Origin of the sequence: Parabacteroides sp. AM17-47 (genome assembly GCF_003434625.1) — a bacterium.
GTDB lineage: Bacteria > Bacteroidota > Bacteroidia > Bacteroidales > Tannerellaceae > Parabacteroides > Parabacteroides distasonis.
This window is the reverse complement of the sequence record NZ_QTLI01000006.1, coordinates 24411-43910: the sequence shown is the minus strand read 5'-3', so window position 1 is coordinate 43910 and position 19500 is coordinate 24411. Positions and strand designations below refer to the sequence as shown.

The following is a 19500-nucleotide window of genomic DNA, read 5'->3' as shown; positions in this document are numbered from 1 at the left end:
ATAATTAATACAGTTGAGACAAAAGATGTACTAAACAAAAAAACGATTTTTTTCAAGAAAATTGAATAATGACAAAAATACCGTTCCTAAAGAAAGGCTCAACAATATCCCTCTTTCTACTGTTTTACCACAAAATGAGACTTCTTATGGTAAAGATTCTTTTAAAACGGATTTATGAGGAGCCAAGTGAGGCGGATGGTTATCGCATTCTTCTCGACAGGCTATGGCCCAGAGGACTGAAGAAAGAGGATGCGAAGTTTGACGAATGGAGAAAAGACATCACTCCATCTAAGGAGTTACGCCAATGGTTCCACGAGGATAAAGACAGGCATTGGGAAGTATTCCAAGGTCGCTACGGGATGGAGATCAAGCAGAACCCGGATTTCATTCCTTTCTTACGAGAGATCGAGAAGCATCCGGTTGTCACATTCCTCACGGCAGCGAAGGATGTACAACATAGTCATCTACCTATATTAAAAGAAGTCATCGAGGATTTCGAGAAAAACAAATCATAAAAATAAAAAGACCTATGAAAAGTATCGTATTGCTTCGCCACGGCGAAAGTGTATGGAATAAAGAGAACCGGTTCACCGGTTGGACCGATGTGGATTTGACAGAAAAAGGCGTGGCCGAAGCTTATAGGGCCGGCAACCTATTGAAAGAAAAAGGATATGTGTTCAATAAAGCCTATACCTCTTATTTAAAACGGGCCGTCAAAACCTTGAATTGTGTATTGGATCGCATGGACCAAGACTGGATCCCGGTGGAGAAGAGCTGGAGGCTGAACGAGAAACATTACGGATCGCTACAAGGGTTGAACAAGAGCGAGACCGCCCAAAAGTATGGAGACGAGCAGGTCTTGATCTGGCGTCGCAGTTACGATATAGCCCCGCTTCCCCTATCGGAAGACGACCCTCGTAACCCTCGCTTCGATATCCGCTACAAAGACGTGCCGGATAAAGAGTTGCCCCGTACGGAATCCTTAAAAGATACGGTTGAGCGGATTCTCCCTTATTGGAAAGAGGTTATCTTCCCGACGCTCCGGACCGCCGACCAGATCCTTGTCGCCGCTCACGGAAACAGCTTGCGGGGAATCATCAAATATTTAAAAAACATCTCCGATGAAGAGATCGTTCATCTGAATCTCCCGACAGCCGTTCCATACGTGTTCGAGTTCGATGATGACTTAAAACTCGTGAATGATTATTTCCTTGGCGACCCGGAGGAAATCAAGAAACTCATGGAAGCCGTAGCCAACCAAGGAAAGAAAAAGTAGCGGGATTCATGCCTCTTATCCGGAATTATTCATTAAGTTTGCAACCAAACAAACTTAAACACTATTGTGGACGAGAACGCAGAACGAATTTCACTAGAACTTATCGCAGGAGACGAACAAGCGTTCGACACCGTGTACAAACAATATTACCGGGGATTGTGCGCCTTCGCCTCCCAATATGTAACAGTACCAGAATCAGAGGAGATCGTACAAGACGTGATGATGTGGCTGTGGGAAAACCGAAAATCCCTAGTAGCGGACATGTCCCTGAAATCACTCCTTTTCACGATTGTCCGCAATAAATGCCTCAATACGATCAGCCACATACAGGTTAAGCAACAAGTGCACGAGAGATTGTACGCCAAGTTCCAAGAGCAATTCGAGAATCCTGATTTTTATATAGGAGAACTGATGGCCTTGGCCTCCAAGGCCATCCGGGAGCTCCCGGATGAATACCGTAAGGCATTCGAGATGAACCGTTTCGAGGAAATGACTTACAACGAGATCGCCGAGCGGACAGGCGTATCCCCCAAAACAATCGCATACCGCATCTCTCAAGCGCTCAAGATATTACGGACGGAATTAAAGGACTATATCCCTTTATTGGTATGGCTGCTTTACGAACAAACACGCTCATAACGGAGGAAGCATCCTACCGCCATGAGCGTTTTTTTAATGAGTCAAAAGACTTATTTCACGAACGGTGCTTTCAATAAATAATCCACGCAGCCTTTCACGCCCTCAAACTGGGAACGTCCGTCAGGCATACCCTCCAACTCCACGAAATAATCCTTGATTCCATTCGCGTAAGCTTGCCGGAATATATTCTCGAAATTCATCATCCCGGACTCGCCTAGAATAGCACGGTCCTTGATATGCAATACCTTGATACGGTTCGGATATTTCTTCAACCACTCTATCGGATCTTGTTGTCCCATCACGGCCCAATAAACATCCATCTCGAAAAATACAAGCGAAGGATCAGTATTCTTCAAGAACAACTCATAGATGCAATCTCCTTTCACACGCCTTCCCAGCTTGGCCTCCGTACTGCCCGGATTTACCTTGGCGAACTCCATCTCATGGTTGTGATAGCCGAAAGGAATACCGGCCGCTTTCACGATCTTACCCGCCTCGTTAAAAATCTCGCAGACGAAAGCGGTTTCCTCGGTGCTACGGGTACTCGGTTGCCCGGGCTGGATCAAGTACTTCACGCCTAGTTTGGCATGGTCATCAGCCGTCTTCTTCCAATACTCGGAGATCTGGGAGCGATTGGCCTTCGTGTACTCACGTACCGGAGGATTCACGTGGGAACTGGTGATCTTCAATCCGGCATCATCCACCATCTTCTTGAATTCCATCATGTCTACACCGCCGATCTTGCCTTCCTTGTAACCGGCCAATTCCAGATTCGTGTACCCCATTTGCTTGATCTTTTTCAATCCACCGGGTACATCCGCATAAAGTTCCTTGCCTAAAGAATAGATTTGTAAACCAACTGTCTTAGCGGCCATCGTTTCAGAAGTGACAGGTTTAGCCGCATCTGCGCTCCCGACCTTTCCGGCCATCAGGCCACCCAAGGTGAAAAGGGACGCATTCTTTAAAAAATCTCGTCTATTTATCATGATTATTAGAATTAAGTCAGTCCAAAGATAGAGATTATAATCTAAAAAAAGACCGCATAGGATGGAAAAATCCACCTATACGGTCCACAAATGGTATACATTATATAATAGGACTCGATTAACGGCGAGGCTTGATATCCAACTTCACCGGCTTGATCATATTCTCCGGGCTTAAGATCGTATCCAATTCCTCCTTGGTCAAGATACCATGATCCAGTACCAATTGATAAACGCTAACGCCGGTCTCCAACGCCTCCTTCGCGATCTTGGTCGAGTTCTTATAGCCGATTACCGGATTCAAGGCCGTCACCACGCCGATGCTATGATGTACCTCCTCACGGCAACGATCCTCGTTAGCGATAATACCGTCCACGCAACGGGTACGCAAGGTATCGAAACCATTGATCAGCAAATCCACGGACTCGAAGCAGCATTGTGCCATCACCGGCTCCATGGCGTTCAGCTCCATCTGGGCGGCTTCCCCGGCCATGGTCACACATAATTCATTACCCATTACCTTATAAGCGATCTGGTTCATCACCTCCGGAATCACAGGATTCACCTTACCCGGCATGATAGAAGAACCCGGCTGCATAGCAGGCAAGTTAAACTCACCCAAACCGCAACGAGGGCCGCTTGCCAACAAGCGAAGGTCATTACATATCTTATTCATCTTCACGCAAACCCGCTTCATGGCGGAAGCATAGCCTACCAAGCAAGAAGTATCCGAGGTAGCTCCTACCAAATCGGAGGAGAGACGGATATCCCATCCGGTTATCTCACGTAAAGCCGCGATACATTTCTCCGCATATCCCGGCTCGGCACAAATACCCGTACCGATAGCGGTAGCTCCCATATTAACCACCAAGAAATCGGCGGCGGCCTCATTCAAGTGAGCGATCTCATCCTGCAAGATGCTGGCGAAGCCATTAAAGGTCTGCCCCAACGTCATAGGTACGGCATCCTCCAACTGCGTACGTCCCATCTTGATAATTTGCGAGAACTCCTCTCCTTTCTTACGGAAAGAGGCGATCAATTCCTCCAAATGGGGAAGCAATTGAAGATGCTTAAAATACATACCGATATGGATAGCGGTCGGATATGCGTCGTTCGTGGATTGCGAGCAGTTCACATGGTCGTTCGGTGAGCAGTATTGGTATTCACCCCGCTCATGCCCCATCAATTCCAAGGCACGGTTGGCGATCACCTCATTCGCGTTCATATTTGTAGTCGTACCCGCTCCGCCTTGGATCATATCCACCGGGAACTGGTCGTGATGTTTACCATCGAGAATCTCCCCGCAAGCGGCGATGATAGCGTCCTTTTGCTCTACGGTAAGCAAGCCTAGTTCAAAGTTAGCCATGGCAGCCGCCATTTTTGTTATAGCTAATCCTTTAATGAATAAAGGATATTCACTCAAACGGAATTTACTGATTGAGAAATTCTCGATTCCTCTCAAGGTTTGAACTCCGTATAATGCTTCGGCGGGGATTTCACGAGCGCCGATCAAATCGCTCTCTATGCGAGTTTTTCCAGTTAATTTAGTATCCATATTAGAAATATTAATCGTTTTTTATTGTTTCCGCAAAGGTAGAAACTATTATTTTGAAAGCAAATTATTCTTCGAAATAATAAAAACAAATACCAAAAACGTCAATACACGTCCATACAAGGCTCAATGAATTACAATTTGTCAATAGAGCAGTTTTAATAGACCTTCTGATCTTTTTTATCTCATTCATAAAAAAAGTACGATTTTATTTGCTGTTTGTCAAAGATTCCATATATTTGCTGCCGTAATAACAAAACAGAGTCATGAGAACATTCGTAGTAAATACATATTGGTGGTGGCGCTCCGTACAACTCAAAAGGTCGTAAGGAACGAAGACTCGTATGTATATATAAACACTACATAAAGATATAAAGAGGTCTGTCGCACTTGCGGCAGGCCTCTTTTCTTTTTATGGCAAATTCAAAAGGAAAATAACTAAAATAGATAAAAGATGAAAACGTATCAAGTTGACAAGAATGGTTACTATGGTGAGTTCGGCGGGGCTTATGTTCCCGAGATCCTTCATCAATGCGTGGAAAATTTACAGAATACCTATCTGCAAGTGTTGGAGAGCGATAGCTTCAAGGAAGAGTTCGATCAGTTATTGCGTGATTATGTAGGCCGCCCCTCCCCTCTTTACTTGGCCAAACGGTTGAGCGAGAAATACGGATGTAAGATCTATTTAAAACGGGAAGACTTGAACCATACCGGAGCACATAAGATCAACAATACGATCGGCCAGATCCTCCTAGCCCGCCGCATGGGGAAGACCCGTATCATCGCCGAGACGGGTGCCGGACAGCATGGAGTGGCTACGGCTACGGTATGTGCCTTGATGAATATGGAATGTATCGTTTATATGGGGAAGACAGACGTGGAACGCCAACATGCCAACGTACAGAAGATGGAAATGCTGGGAGCTACCGTCGTGCCCGTGACCTCGGGAAACATGACCTTGAAAGACGCCACGAACGAGGCGATCCGTGACTGGTGCTGTCATCCTTCGGATACGTATTATATTATCGGTTCTACGGTAGGCCCCCATCCTTATCCGGATATGGTAGCCCGGCTGCAATCCGTTATCAGCGAGGAGATCAAGAAGCAACTGCTGGAGAAGGAAGGAAGGGATCACCCGGATTACCTGATCGCCTGCGTAGGCGGGGGAAGTAACGCCGCCGGTACGATCTATCATTTCGTGGACGACGAGCGGGTGAAGATCGTCTTGGCCGAGGCCGGCGGCAAGGGCATCCACTCCGGCATGAGCGCCGCCACGATCCAATTGGGTAAAGAGGGCATCATCCACGGGGCACGTACCTTGGTCATGCAGAACGAGGACGGACAGATCGAGGAACCTTATTCTGTTTCCGCCGGCTTGGATTACCCGGGCATCGGCCCGATCCACGCGAACCTCTCCGTAAAGCACCGTGCGCAAATCCTAGCGGTAGATGATGACGAGGCGTTGGAGGCCGCTTTCGAGTTGACCCGTCTGGAAGGAATCATCCCGGCCTTGGAAAGCGCCCATGCCTTGGGGGCCTTGGCCAAGGTAAACTTCAAGCCGGAAGAGGTGGTGGTACTGACTGTCTCGGGCCGTGGCGATAAAGATATGGACACTTACATTAATTATAAATTGAGAATTGAAAATTGAAAATTATATGATGGATTATACCTTTAGGACAATAAGCAAGAAGGTGATGGGCGACCTTCACACTCCCGTAAGCATCTATCTGAAAGTGCGGGATATCTACCCGGAATCGGCCCTGTTGGAAAGCTCGGACTTCCACGGAAACGAGAATAGCCTTTCCTTTATAGCGCTCCGCCCCTTGGCGAGCATCGGTATCAACAACGGGGAATGCACGGCTACCTTCCCGGACGAGACCCGTGAGGTTACCCCGCTCACCGAAGACTATAACGTACCCGAGGCGATGAACGCTTTTCTCGGCCGCTTCAAGGTGGAGGGAGCGGACAAGAAGGTCTGCGGATTATTCGGCTACACGGCTTTCGATGCCGTCCGTTATTTCGAGAACATCCCGGTCATGGAAGTTCATCACGAGGAGAACGACGCCCCCGATATGCTATACATATTATATAAGTATATCCTTGTCTTCAATCATTTCAAGAATGAGCTTACTCTGGTGGAGATGGTTCAAGACGGCGAGGATAGCGGGTTGGAAGAGATCCTTACGCTGATCGAGAACCGTAACTTCGCCTCCTACAACTTCCAGACAGCGGGTCCCGAGACCTCCCCGATCACCGGCGAGGAATACAAGGCGATGGTCCGCCAAGGCATCAAGCACTGCCTCAGGGGGGATGTCTTCCAGATCGTATTGAGCCGTCGCTTCGAGCAACCGTTCAAGGGAGACGACTTCAAGGTGTACCGGGCTCTTCGCAGCATCAACCCCTCTCCTTATTTGTTCTATTTCGATTTCGGAGGTTTCCGTATCTTCGGCTCTTCCCCCGAGACGCATTGCAAGGTAACGGGCAGACACGCCAGCATCGACCCGATCGCCGGGACCGCTTTCCGTACCGGTAATATCGAGGTAGACAAACAACGTACCGAGGCCCTGCTAGCCGACCCCAAGGAGAACGCCGAGCACGTGATGCTGGTAGACCTCGCCCGCAACGACCTAAGCCGGAACGCCCACGACGTGCAAGTGGATTTCTATAAGGAGGTACAATACTACAGCCACGTCATCCACCTCGTATCCCGTGTGAGCGGCGAGATCAACACCGATAGCGACCCGGTAAAGACCTACGTCGATACCTTCCCCGCCGGCACATTGAGCGGAGCCCCCAAAGTACGGGCCATGCAACTGATCACCGACATCGAGCATCATAACCGGGGTGCTTACGGCGGCTGTATCGGCTTTATCGGTCTGGATGGTGATTTGAACCAAGCGATCACGATCCGTACCTTCGTCAGCCGTGGCAACGTACTTTACTATCAGGCGGGAGCCGGGATCGTGGCTAAAAGCAACGATGAGCGTGAATTGCAAGAGGTAAACAATAAGCTGGGAGCCTTGAAGAAAGCGATAGACCTAGCGGAGAAATTAATCAATTGATTATCCGGTTGTAGAGACGGGGCACGCCCCGTCTCTACAACAACAACAATATATATAAAATGAAGATATTATTATTTGATAATTACGATTCCTTCACCTACAATTTGCTACATATATTGAAGGAACTGGGTGCGGATGTAGAGGTACACCGCAACGACAAGATCTCCTTGGAAGAGATAGAGCGTTTCGATAAGATCTTACTATCCCCGGGACCGGGCATCCCCGAGGAAGCCGGCATCCTCCTCCCCTTGATCCGCCGGTACGCCCCGACAAAGAGCATCCTAGGTGTCTGCCTAGGCGAGCAGGCCATCGGCGAGGCATTCGGCGCCACATTGATAAACCTTACCGACGTGCATCACGGCGTTTGCTCCGATATACGGATTGTCGCTAAAGATCCTATCTTCGAGGGACTGGAACCGGGTATACGTGTTGGGCGTTATCATTCTTGGGCGGTCTCCAAGGAAAACTTCCCGGATTGTCTGGAAATTACGGCGGTCGATACGGAAGAAGGACAGATCATGGGCTTGCGCCATCGTGAGTACAATGTACGAGGTATCCAATTCCATCCGGAATCCGTGTTGACACCCAAAGGGAAGACAATTATAGAGAACTGGCTGAAACGCTAATTACCTCCTAAGGCACTTATAGTTTCTTCCTAACGAAACATCAGTTTCTCTATGGTGAAACTAATGTTTCTCAAGCAAGAAACAAGAGTTTTCCCCTAGAGAAACAAAAGTTTTTCGATAAAGAAATATCGCAAAACTGCAATATTTTATCATTCAACACATTACAGACATGAAGCAAATATTATACAGATTATTCGAGCACCAATATCTAGGCCGGGAAGAAGCCCGGAATATCCTCCAGAATATAGCGGAGGGACGCTACAACGATTCCCAGATCGCCAGTCTGATCACCGTATTCCTGATGCGCAGTATCTCCGTAGAGGAATTGACCGGATTCCGAGAAGCTTTGCTGGAGATGCGTGTACCGGTAGATCTAAGCGAATACAAGCCGATCGATATCGTAGGTACCGGAGGCGACGGGAAAAACACGTTCAACATCAGTACCTGTTCCTGTTTCGTAGTGGCCGGTGCCGGTTACAATGTCGTAAAGCACGGTAACTACGGGGCTACCTCGGTGAGCGGCGCCAGCAACGTGATGGAGCAACACGGCGTAAAATTCACGAACGATATCGGTAAACTACGTACCTCCATGGATACCTGTCATATCGCCTACCTCCACGCACCCTTGTTCAACCCGGCGCTGAAAGCGGTAGCTCCGGTACGGAAGAGCCTCGGCGTGCGCAGCTTCTTCAATATGCTCGGCCCGCTGGTCAACCCGGTCATGCCTACTTACCAATTGTTAGGCGTATATAACCTCCCGCTACTCCGCCTATATAATTATACGTATCAAGAGAGCGGTACCCGTTTCGCCGTGGTACATAGCTTGGACGGTTACGACGAGATCTCCCTCACGGCCGATTTCAAGGTAGCCATGCCGGAGAAAGAGAAACTTTATACCCCGGAGATGCTCGGATTCAAACGTTGCACGGAAGCGGACCTCGACGGCGGCGAGACCCCGGAGGAAGCGGCCCGTATCTTCGACGCCGTATTAGGGAACAAGGCTACAGAGGCCCAAAAGAGCTGCGTGATCGCCAACTCCGCTTTCGCCATCCAAGTGATCTGTCCAGAGAAGAAGATCGAGATGTGTATCGCCGAGGCACGTGAATCATTGGAAAGCGGAAAAGCATTGGCTACATTCCGTAAATTTATATCTTTGAACCAAAGATAAAGAAACATATCCTATGAAAAAGGACATCTTACAAGATATTATCGCCAATAAGCGCATCGAGGTAGCCCGGCAGAAACAGGCCGTAAGCTTACAGACCTTATTGGCTTTAGGTAGCGACCGTATGGAGCGTGACACACGTTCCATGCGTGCGGCGCTGGAATCATCCCCCTCCGGTATTATCTCCGAGTTCAAGCGTAAAAGCCCCTCCAAAGGTTGGCTGCATCCGGGTGCGAATATCGCCGACGTGGTGCCCGCTTACGAGGCCGGAGGAGCCTCCGCCTGCTCGATCCTTACGGACGGGGATTTCTTCGGAGGTTCCTTGGGCGACTTGCAAAAGGCCCGCAAGCTGGTGGATCTCCCGTTACTTCGCAAGGACTTCATCATCGATACCTACCAACTCTTCCAAGCCCGGGTGATGGGCGCCGACGCTGTCTTGTTGATCGCCGCCGCCCTTACGGAAGAAGAATGCCGGATACTCGCCGAGACCGCCCATAGCCTGCAATTGGAAGTCTTGCTGGAAGTCCATAGCGAGGACGAGCTCAAATACCTGAACGCGGATATCGATATGCTCGGCGTGAACAACCGTAATCTCGGCACCTTCCATACGGACGTAAACAACTCATTCAAGTTGGTCGATAAGATGCGAGGCTTCTCCCCTCTTTTAGTGTCCGAGAGCGGAATATCCGAGACCGATACCGTACGCCGATTGCGTGAGGCCGGTTTCCGTGGATTCCTGATCGGAGAGACCTTCATGAAAACCGAGAGGCCGGGCGATACCCTAGCCGATTTTATAGGAGGACTGGCATGATCATCAAAGTTTGCGGAATGCGGGAGCCTCAGAATATCCGGGAAGTAGCCGCCCTAGCCATCAACTGGATCGGCTTTATCTTCTACGAACGTTCCAAGCGCTTTGTCGAGCGATGCCCGACGGAGCAGCAGGCAACGGACAGTGAACAATTGTCCCCTAAGAAAGTGGGCGTTTTCGTCAACGCTACCATCGAGTCCATGATGGAGAAAGCCTCCGCCTACAAGCTAGACTATCTCCAACTTCACGGTAACGAATCGCCGGAAGATTGCCACACCTTGCAAAAAAGGGGCTATTCCTTGATCAAGGCTTTCCCCATCGCTACGAAAGAGGACTTCGAAAAAACAAGGGAATATGAGGGCCGGGTGGATTATTTCCTTTTCGATACGAGATGCGAGGGCTATGGAGGCTCGGGCAAACGTTTCGATTGGTCCATCCTAACCGAATATGAAGGAGAGACTCCCTTCTTGCTCAGCGGAGGCATCCGTCCGGAAAACGCGGAGGCGATCCGGAACTTCCGGCATCCCCGTTTCGCAGGTATCGACCTCAACAGTGGCTTCGAGATTGAGCCGGGATTGAAAGACGTCGACAAACTAAAGAATTTCATCCAACAAATTTTACATCCAGCTGTAGAGACAGGGCGTGCCCCGTCTCCCACCGTCTGATAGTATTTTTAAAATAGAATTCAAAATGAATCGCATCACAAACTTATTCCAGACCCAGAAAGACGGAATACTCTCCGTCTATTTCACCGCCGGTTATCCGAACTTAAACGATACGGCAAGCATCTTAAAAGCCTTACAGGCTAAAGGTATCCACATGGTAGAAGTAGGAATCCCTTTCTCCGACCCGATGGCAGACGGCCCCGTCATCCAAGAGGCCGCCACGCAAGCGTTGCGTAACGGGATGTCACTGCACCTCCTATTCGAGCAATTGAAAGAGATCCGGAGCGAAGTACAGATCCCGATCATCCTAATGGGCTACCTGAATCCCATCATGCAATACGGTTTCGAGAAATTCTGCGCCAGTTGCGTAGAGGCCGGCGTAGACGGAATGATCATCCCCGACCTGCCTTACGCCGATTATATCTCCGATTACAAGGAAATCGCCGATCGCCATGACCTAAAAATGATCATGCTGATCACCCCAGAGACCTCCGAGGAACGAATCCGGCTGATCGATGCCCATACCAGCGGATTTATCTATATGGTATCCAGCGCCGCCACGACCGGAGCCCAACAAGACTTCAACGAACAAAAGCAGGCCTATTTCCGTCGTATCAACGCCATGAACCTACAGAATCCCCGCTTGGTAGGTTTCGGCATCAGCAATAAAGCCACTTTCGAGGCGGCGACAGCCCATTCTTCCGGTGCCATCATCGGTAGCAAGTTCGTCCAGTTACTAAAGAGCGAAGCTACTCCCGCCAAGGCGGTCGATAAGTTACTGGAAGCCCTAAAACAATAGGAACCCTATTCATGTTTACATATAAAAACAGTAAATAGTCCTATGAATAACTTCACTTTTCACAACCCAACCCGTTTATTATTCGGTAAGGGCATGATTGAGAAACTGAGTACGGCCATCCCGATGGTGCATCGCATCATGATCACCTTCGGAGGAGGTAGCGTAAAGCAAAACGGTGTGTACGACCAAGTGATCAAGGCGCTAAAGGATCGTGACTATATCGAGTTCTGGGGCATCGAGCCTAATCCCACCATCGAGACCTTGCGAGAAGCCATCCAGATAGCGAAAGGCAAGCAGGTGGATTTCCTATTGGCGGTAGGCGGCGGCTCCGTCATAGACGGGACGAAGCTAATCTCCGCTGGCATCCAGTACGACGGCGATCCTTGGGAATTGGTACAGAAAGGGTATTACTATCATACCGTGCCCATGGGTACCGTACTGACCCTGCCCGCCACGGGTTCCGAGATGAATAGCGGGGCCGTGATCTCCCGGAAAGAGACGCAAGAGAAATTCCCGTTCTACAGCAATTTCCCCGTGTTCTCGATCTTGGACCCGGAGACGACCTTCAGCCTCCCCCCGTATCAAGTGTCTTGCGGTATCGCCGATACCTTCGTCCACGTGATGGAGCAATATATGACTACGACCGACCAATCCCGCTTGATGGATCATTGGGCGGAAAGTATTTTAAGTACCTTGGTTGAGATCGCCCCGAAGATCAAGGAAGATCCGAGGAATTACGACCTGATGGCAGATTTCATGCTATCCGCCACGATGGGCTTGAACGGCTTTATCGCTATGGGCGTAACGCAGGACTGGGCTACCCATATGATCGGACACGAGCTAACCGCCCTTCACGGATTGACGCATGGAGCGACCTTAGCGATCGTCTTCCCCGGAACCTTACGCACCCTTCGCAAGCAGAAAGAGGGCAAGATCCTGCAATACGGCGAACGGGTATGGGGTATCAATAGTGGAACGACAGAAGAACGGGTAAGCCAAGCCATCGAGAAGACTGAGCAATTTTTCCAAAGCCTCGGTTTATCTACCCGCCTCAGCCAAGAGAAGATCGGCGATACGACAATCACCGAGATCGAGAATCGCTTCAATGAACGAAACGCCGCCTTCGGGGAGGCGAAGAATGTAACGGGTAGCGTGGCACGGGAAATATTGGAGAGCTGTAAATAACGTACAACTTGTAGAGACGGGGCGTGCCCCGTCTCTACAAATGGGTATAGGTTTTATCTTAACAGGACTACTACCCGGATCGGGCCATGCGCCCCGAATACCAAGGCTTGTTCAATATCAGCAGTCTTTGAGGGACCGGACATGAAGACTCCGTAATCATAATCCATAGTGGCAGTACGGCGGTAAGCCTCATTCATCGTATGAACCAATTGAGTCTTGTCCAACAAGATCACCAAAGCGTTCGAGATAAAGTACAGACCTTTATAACGTACCTGACGGGGTAACCAGACAGCGGCATTCTCCGCCACGCCGAAACTACCCTCCACCACAGATACGTCCGTTCCGTTCAACTCCCGGGGATCGGTCAGCCCATCTGGGTTAAAGGTAGCGCAAGTAATCTCCTTCAAATTCGAGGCGATACGTTTCGCCTCCGGAAACTCACGGCGGATCACCTCATTCACATCCTCGCCGGGCTTTAACTCGATGGCCTTGCCACCCGCCCCGGCTAACACCTCCGAGAACGTAGCCAACTTATCCGCATAGGTAATCGCCTCCAACGTAAGCTCAGGCATCTCGTGGCGTGCACCCGTATGACGACGGATACTCGCCAATATAGAATCTTTACTACTCATTATCTCACCTTATTATTCTTCCACATATCATTAAACGACTCCTTGGCGAAAGCCGGAAGCTCACGTCCCTTGCCCCAAGCGTTCAAGCCATTGTAGACCATGAAACGGGGCAAATGATTCACTACCGGAGCAAACTTCAACGCCGTATTGAACAATCCCGGACGTTCCATCAAGAACTTCATGCCGAAAGACATCACTTTCTTCTCCTTGCTCGCCTTACCGATCTTATCCAAATCTTGCCGCCAACGGTAAATCTGCTCGCCCAAATCGATCTTTACCGGACAAACGTTCGAGCAAGAAAGACATAAGGAGCAAGCCGATACGTTATCCGAATATTCCTCCGGATTCCTCAGCATACCCAAGTTGATCCCGATCGGTCCCGGAATGAAATACGTATACGAATAGCCACCACTCCTGCGATATACCGGACAGGTATTCATGCACTCGCCACAACGGATGCAATTCAACGTACGAATATGATCCGGTTTCGCCAAGATATCACTACGCCCGTTATCCACGATAATGATATGGAACTCTTGTCCCTCGGGCGGACGGCGGTAATGAGAAGTATAAGACGTGATGGGTTGCCCCGTACCCGAACGAGCCAGCAAACGAGTGAATACGCCCAATGCCTCCAGATTCGGTACGATCTTCTCCATCCCCATCGTAGCGATATGCACCTTCGGGAAGGAGGTTCCCATATCGGCGTTTCCCTCATTGGTACAAACCACGATCTCGCCCGTAGAGGCGACGGCGAAGTTAGCGCCCGTCATCGCCACGTCGGCATGCAGGAATTTCTCACGCAGATTCTTACGGGCGGCATGCGTCAGGTAGGTAGGGTCGATATTCCCTTTCTCCGTTCCCATCTCACGCTCCATCATCTCGCTGATCTGCTCCCGTTTGATATGGATCGCCGGCATCACGATATGGCTCGGGGCCAAATGCATCAATTGCAAGATACGCTCACCCAAATCGCTCTCCACCACATCGATTCCTTTCGACATCAAGAACTCGTTCATATGGCATTCCTCCGTCAGCATCGATTTGCTCTTGATCAGGTTCCGGGCATCATGCTGGCGCAAGATCCGCAAGACGATCTCGTTATGCTCCTCGGCATCTTTCGCCCAATGCACGATAGCCCCGTTGGCGATCGCATTTTTCTCGAACTCCTCCAGAAGCGTGTCCAGATGGCTGTTGGAGTAAAGCTTGATCTCCGAGGCCAACTCTCTCAACCGCTCCCACTCGGGAAGCGAATGGCTCATCTTATCCCGTTTGGTACGTACCATCCAAAGCGTATGGTCGTGCCAAGCCTCATTCTCCTTATTCTCTAGGAAATGGGCCGCTGCTATAGCATGTTTCGTACTCATAATCCGGACGCTAATATTTGAACGATGTGAATAGTCTTGATCGGAAGTTTCTCTCGCTTGATAACCCCTTCCATATGCATCAGGCAAGAGCTATCCGCCCCGGTGATATACTCGGCGCCGGTACTCATATGATCCTTTACCTTGTCTTGTCCCATGCAAGTAGAGACCTCAGGCTCCTCGATGGCGAACATACCGCCGAAACCGCAACATTCGTCCACCCGCTTCGGTTCGAACACCTCGATACCCTTCACCAAGGAAAGGAGATCACGCAACTTGGAATAGTACGGGATATTACGCTCGCTGGGCGACGAGAGATGCAACTCACGCACCCCGTGGCAACTATTATGGATACTCACCTTATGCGGGAAAACGGCCGGCAGGGATTCCGGTCTCACCACGTCGTGCAAGAACTCGCAGATATCATAAATCTTCTTACTGTTCATACAAACGTGATCCCGCTTCTCCAAGATATGGGGATGGTTCTCTTTTACGAAGGCTACGCAACTGGCCGAGGGGCCTACCACGTAGTCATAGTTCTTAAACTGTTCCTCCATCCGGAGGGCCAAGCGAGCCGCCTCATCCTCGAAGCCGGCGTTCGCCATGGGTTGTCCGCAACAGGTCTGGTCCATCGGATAATCGACATCCACACCCACATGCCTCAACAATTTATACGAGGCGATACCCACTTCGGGGTACACCGCGTTAATGTAACATGGGATAAATAATCCTACCTTCATACTAATTTTATCTTATATATCATATACGACACCGTATATAATTAACACCTACAAGCCCCTCATAGCTGCATATTGGCCCTTACCCTGCTTAATGTCTCGGGAGTCATCAGCAAATAAGAGGCGATATGGGACAAGGGGGCACGCTGCACGATCTCAGGGTGTTCTTTCAATAAGCGGGCATAACGTTCATTAGCGGTCTCGAAACGAAGGAAATCCGCCTTCCGTTGAGACAGGATCAGCGAATTCTCCAACAGGCGGCGATACATGACCTCGATCTCGTAATCCTCGGCGCACAATGCCAATAAAGGATCATGAGGAATGCCATACAGCACCGTATTCTCCAAGGCCTCCACCAACAGATTAGCGGGACGCTGGCGCAAGAAGCTCTCGATGCAAATGAAGATGTTGTCCTCGCTGGCGAAATGCTCGGTCAGCTCTTTCTTATTCTTGAAGTAAAACTGGCGAACCATTCCCTTATAGACATAACCGAGTTGCGTACAAACCTCTCCTTCGCTCAAAAACAGGGCGCCTTTTTTCAATTCTGTCCGGATTAAGATAGAGGCCAGTTTCTGGGCGGCTTCCTCACTGAGTAGAATCGATTGCGCCGCGATCCTGCGAGCTATAAATATCGCTGTATCCATATTCATGGTTGTTTTTGTTTGTTTCCGCAAACTTACGAAATAAATACCACTTGATTTACATCAAGCCCCCATTTATTTATATTCCTGCCAACTCTTGATGCAGATATCATCTACGCTCAAGGTACAGAAGGCTTGAATGAAAGCGCTCGCCAGACGGGCATTCGTAATCAACGGGATATTCAGGTCGATGGCGGCACGGCGGATCTTATAGCCGTTGTCAAGCTCGCCGGCGGAAAGGTCACGAGGGATATTCACGACCATATCGATCTGCTTCTCATGAAGCATCTTAAGCGCCTGCGGTTCTCCCTTCTCGCTCGGCCAGTACACCTTCGTACTCGGAATGCCATTCTCCGCCAAGAAACGGTGCGTACCTCCCGTAGCGAATAGGTTGTAGCCTTTCGTCGCCAACATCTTAGCGGCATCCAGCATGGCTACCTTCTGCTTCGGCGTACCGGTGGACAGGAGGATATTCTTCTCCGGAACCCGTTGCCCGACAGCGAGCATACTCGTCAACACCGCCTCGGATACATCGTCGCCCAGACAACCCACCTCGCCCGTGGAAGCCATATCGACCCCTAATACCGGATCGGCTTTCTGCAAGCGATTGAACGAGAATTGAGAGGCCTTGATACCCACATAATCCAAATCGAACTCATTCTTATTCGGTTTCTCTACCGGCAAGCCCAGCATGACACGGGTAGCCAACTCGATGAAGTTTATCTTCAGCACCTTGCTCACGAACGGGAAAGAACGGCTGGCACGAAGGTTACACTCGATCACCTTGATCTCATTGCCCTTCGCCAGATATTGGATATTGAACGGGCCGGAGATATTCAGCTCCTTAGCGATCTGCTTACTGATACGCTTGATACGACGAACCGTCTCTACATATAATTTCTGGGCCGGGAACTGAATCGTAGCGTCGCCGGAATGAACCCCGGCAAACTCGATATGCTCGCTAATGGCATACATCACGATCTCACCATGATCGGCCACGGCATCCATCTCCACCTCTTTCGCATGCTCGATGAACTGACTTACCACCACCGGATGCTTTTGGCTGACGTTGGCGGCCAATTTCAAGAAACGCTCCAACTCCTCTTGATTCGAGCAGACATTCATGGCGGCGCCACTCAGCACGTAACTCGGGCGAACCAATACGGGGAAGCCTACCTCCGCCACGAAGCCATTGATATCCTCCATGGAAGAAAGCTCTTTCCAGCGGGGTTGATCCACGCCAATACGATCCAACATGGCGGAGAACTTCTCACGGTCCTCGGCATTATCGATGCTCTTGGCGGAAGTCCCCAAGATATTCACATGCTGCTCGTCCAGACGCATCGCCAAGTTATTCGGGATCTGGCCGCCGGTGGAGACGATCACGCCGTGCGGGTTCTCCAGCTCGAGGATATCCATCACACGCTCGAAGGTAAGCTCATCGAAATAAAGACGATCGCACATATCATAGTCGGTAGACACCGTCTCGGGATTGTAGTTGATCATCACGGAACGATAGCCCTCCTTACGGATCGTATTCAAGGCCTGCACGCCACACCAGTCGAACTCCACCGAGCTACCGATGCGGTAAGCGCCGGAACCCAGCACGACAATCGAGCGATGATCGCCCAAGTACGTCACGTCGTTTTCCGTACCGCTATACGTCAGGTACAAGTAATTCGTCTGCGCCGGATACTCGGCGGCCAAGGTATCGATCTGTTTCACCACCGGAAGAATGCCATGCTCCTTACGGAACTGGCGAACCAACATCATACCCTTCTCCACATCCCCGTCGAGACCGATCGCCCGTGCGATCTGGAAATCAGAGAACCCTTGTATCTTCGCCCGGCGGATCAACTCCGGATTGATGCGCCAACGTTGGATCCCCTTCATATCGAAAGCGTGAAGCTCCTTGGAGGTCTGCATGATTCCATATAGTTTCTGTAGGAACCATCGGTCTATCTTGGTAAGCTCATGAATCTGGTCTACCGTATAACCGGCCCGGAATGCCTTCGAGATAACGAAGATACGGCGATCGGTAGGCTCATGCAAAGCCTTATCGATATCCTCGATCACCAACTCCTTATTCTCCACGAAACCGTGCATACCCTGCCCGATCATACGCAAGCCCTTCTGGATAGCCTCCTCGAAAGTACGTCCGATCGCCATCACCTCGCCAACCGACTTCATGCTGGAACCCAACTCACGAGCCACGCCATGGAACTTACCCAAGTCCCAGCGAGGGATCTTACATACCACGTAATCGAGAGCCGGCTCAAAGAAAGCGCTAGTCGTTTTCGTCACGGAGTTTTTCAAGTCGAACAAACCGTAGCCCAAGCCTAATTTAGCGGCCACGAAAGCCAACGGATAACCGGTCGCCTTAGAAGCCAAGGCCGAAGAACGGCTCAAGCGGGCGTTCACCTCGATCACCCGGTAATCCTCACTCTCCGGATCGTAAGCGTATTGCACGTTACACTCGCCCACGATACCGATATGGCGGATGATACGGATCGCCAACTCACGTAATTTATGATAATCCGTATTACTCAAGGTCTGCGAGGGGGCAATCACGATAGACTCTCCCGTATGGATTCCCAGCGGGTCGAAATTCTCCATGTTACATACCGTGATGCAGTTATCGAAGCGGTCGCGCACCACCTCGTACTCTACCTCTTTCCAGCCCTTCAAGCTTTTCTCCACCAATACTTGCGGAGAGAAAGAGAAAGCCTTCTCTACCAACACGTCCAATTCTTCCTCATTGTCGCAGAAACCGGAACCCAAGCCCCCCAGCGCATAAGCGGCACGGACGATGACCGGATACCCCAGCTCAGCGGCCGCACGACGAGCGTCAGCGGCGTTCTCCACGGCCTCGCTCTTGATCGTCTTCACGTCGATCTCATCCAACTTGCGTACGAACAACTCCCGATCCTCGGTATCCATGATAGCCTGCACCGGGGTACCCAATACCTTCACGCCATACTTCTCCAGCACGCCGCTTTGGTAAAGAGCCACGCCACAATTCAACGCCGTCTGCCCGCCGAAAGCGAGCAAGATACCTTCCGGACGTTCCTTCTCGATCACCTTTTCCACAAAAAAAGGAGTAACGGGCAGGAAATAAACCGTGTCCGCGACTCCTTCCGAGGTCTGTACCGTAGCGATATTCGGATTGATCAATACCGTTTGAATCCCCTCTTCCTTAATCGCCTTCAGGGCTTGGCTGCCTGAATAATCGAACTCGCCCGCCTCACCAATCTTCAAGGCTCCGGAACCGAGTATCAGGACTTTCTTTATATCTTCTTTCATTGCTTTACTTTTTTTAATGTTCTCTTTTAGGGTAGACCTAAACACTCATTTAGGGTTGCCCTA

Annotated in this window: 18 protein-coding genes; 11 read left to right on the top strand and 7 right to left on the bottom strand. The window is 50.2% G+C overall.

From position 1 onward, the window contains the following. The first annotated feature begins 146 nt into the window (after window positions 1-146). From DW205_RS05810 to DW205_RS05800, 3 genes are all read left to right on the top strand, one after another. Window positions 147-515 (top strand): DUF488 domain-containing protein, encoded by a 369-nt coding sequence (locus DW205_RS05810; RefSeq protein WP_005857809.1) that lies wholly within the window; start codon window positions 147-149, stop codon window positions 513-515. Between the two features lie 14 nt (window positions 516-529). Next, the gene (gene gpmA, locus DW205_RS05805; RefSeq protein ID WP_005863091.1) at window positions 530-1276 is read left to right on the top strand and encodes a 2,3-diphosphoglycerate-dependent phosphoglycerate mutase; all 747 of its coding nucleotides are present in this window, start codon (window positions 530-532) and stop codon (window positions 1274-1276) included. A 66-nt stretch (window positions 1277-1342) separates the two neighbouring features. Further along, window positions 1343-1915 (top strand): RNA polymerase sigma-70 factor, encoded by a 573-nt coding sequence (locus tag DW205_RS05800; RefSeq protein ID WP_005863093.1) that lies wholly within the window; start codon window positions 1343-1345, stop codon window positions 1913-1915. Between the two features lie 50 nt (window positions 1916-1965). Here DW205_RS05800 and DW205_RS05795 read toward each other — a convergent pair whose 3' ends face one another. Next, on the bottom strand, window positions 1966-2901 hold the full coding sequence (locus tag DW205_RS05795; protein WP_005857832.1) for a sugar phosphate isomerase/epimerase: 936 nt from the start codon (window positions 2899-2901) through the stop codon (window positions 1966-1968). 118 nt (window positions 2902-3019) lie between these two features. Further along, window positions 3020-4453 (bottom strand): aspartate ammonia-lyase, encoded by a 1434-nt coding sequence (locus DW205_RS05790; protein ID WP_005863095.1) that lies wholly within the window; start codon window positions 4451-4453, stop codon window positions 3020-3022. 451 nt (window positions 4454-4904) lie between these two features. Here DW205_RS05790 and trpB point away from each other — a divergent pair, with 451 nt between their 5' ends. The 8 genes from trpB (at window position 4905) to DW205_RS05745 (ending at window position 12760) form a co-directional block, all read left to right on the top strand. Further along, the gene (gene trpB / locus DW205_RS05780) at window positions 4905-6098 is read left to right on the top strand and encodes a tryptophan synthase subunit beta (RefSeq protein ID WP_005863097.1); all 1194 of its coding nucleotides are present in this window, start codon (window positions 4905-4907) and stop codon (window positions 6096-6098) included. 10 nt (window positions 6099-6108) lie between these two features. After that, window positions 6109-7512 (top strand): anthranilate synthase component I family protein, encoded by a 1404-nt coding sequence (locus DW205_RS05775; RefSeq protein ID WP_008778424.1) that lies wholly within the window; start codon window positions 6109-6111, stop codon window positions 7510-7512. Between the two features lie 59 nt (window positions 7513-7571). Further along, on the top strand, window positions 7572-8138 hold the full coding sequence (locus tag DW205_RS05770; protein ID WP_005857839.1) for an aminodeoxychorismate/anthranilate synthase component II: 567 nt from the start codon (window positions 7572-7574) through the stop codon (window positions 8136-8138). Between the two features lie 169 nt (window positions 8139-8307). Continuing rightward, window positions 8308-9306 (top strand): anthranilate phosphoribosyltransferase, encoded by a 999-nt coding sequence (trpD, locus tag DW205_RS05765; RefSeq protein ID WP_005863101.1) that lies wholly within the window; start codon window positions 8308-8310, stop codon window positions 9304-9306. A 13-nt stretch (window positions 9307-9319) separates the two neighbouring features. Beyond that, window positions 9320-10114, top strand: a complete 795-nt coding sequence (trpC, locus tag DW205_RS05760) for an indole-3-glycerol phosphate synthase TrpC (protein WP_005863103.1) — start codon at window positions 9320-9322, stop codon at window positions 10112-10114. Beyond that, window positions 10111-10776 (top strand): phosphoribosylanthranilate isomerase, encoded by a 666-nt coding sequence (locus DW205_RS05755; RefSeq protein WP_005863105.1) that lies wholly within the window; start codon window positions 10111-10113, stop codon window positions 10774-10776. Before trpC ends, DW205_RS05755 begins: the two co-directional genes overlap by 4 nt. A 25-nt stretch (window positions 10777-10801) precedes the next feature. Next, window positions 10802-11575: a tryptophan synthase subunit alpha gene (gene trpA, locus DW205_RS05750; RefSeq protein ID WP_005863107.1), complete on the top strand. Its 774-nt coding sequence runs from the start codon at window positions 10802-10804 to the stop codon at window positions 11573-11575. Between the two features lie 42 nt (window positions 11576-11617). Continuing rightward, window positions 11618-12760, top strand: coding sequence for an iron-containing alcohol dehydrogenase (locus DW205_RS05745; protein WP_005863109.1), 1143 nt, complete (start codon window positions 11618-11620; stop codon window positions 12758-12760). Between the two features lie 53 nt (window positions 12761-12813). Here the strand turns inward: DW205_RS05745 and DW205_RS05740 are convergent, their stop codons facing one another. The 5 genes from DW205_RS05740 to carB form a co-directional block, all read right to left on the bottom strand. Further along, window positions 12814-13392, bottom strand: a complete 579-nt coding sequence (locus tag DW205_RS05740) for an LUD domain-containing protein (RefSeq protein WP_005863111.1) — start codon at window positions 13390-13392, stop codon at window positions 12814-12816. Continuing rightward, window positions 13392-14759, bottom strand: a complete 1368-nt coding sequence (locus DW205_RS05735; RefSeq protein WP_121963067.1) for a lactate utilization protein B — start codon at window positions 14757-14759, stop codon at window positions 13392-13394. The genes DW205_RS05740 and DW205_RS05735 overlap by 1 nt, the downstream gene beginning before the upstream one ends. Next, the gene (locus tag DW205_RS05730) at window positions 14756-15496 is read right to left on the bottom strand and encodes a (Fe-S)-binding protein (protein WP_005863115.1); all 741 of its coding nucleotides are present in this window, start codon (window positions 15494-15496) and stop codon (window positions 14756-14758) included. Before DW205_RS05730 ends, DW205_RS05735 begins: the two co-directional genes overlap by 4 nt. Before the next feature lie 59 nt (window positions 15497-15555). Further along, window positions 15556-16137: a Crp/Fnr family transcriptional regulator gene (locus tag DW205_RS05725; protein ID WP_005857857.1), complete on the bottom strand. Its 582-nt coding sequence runs from the start codon at window positions 16135-16137 to the stop codon at window positions 15556-15558. Window positions 16138-16209: 72 nt separating this feature from the next. Further along, window positions 16210-19437: a carbamoyl-phosphate synthase (glutamine-hydrolyzing) large subunit gene (gene carB, locus DW205_RS05720; RefSeq protein ID WP_005863118.1), complete on the bottom strand. Its 3228-nt coding sequence runs from the start codon at window positions 19435-19437 to the stop codon at window positions 16210-16212. Window positions 19438-19500 lie beyond the last annotated feature (63 nt).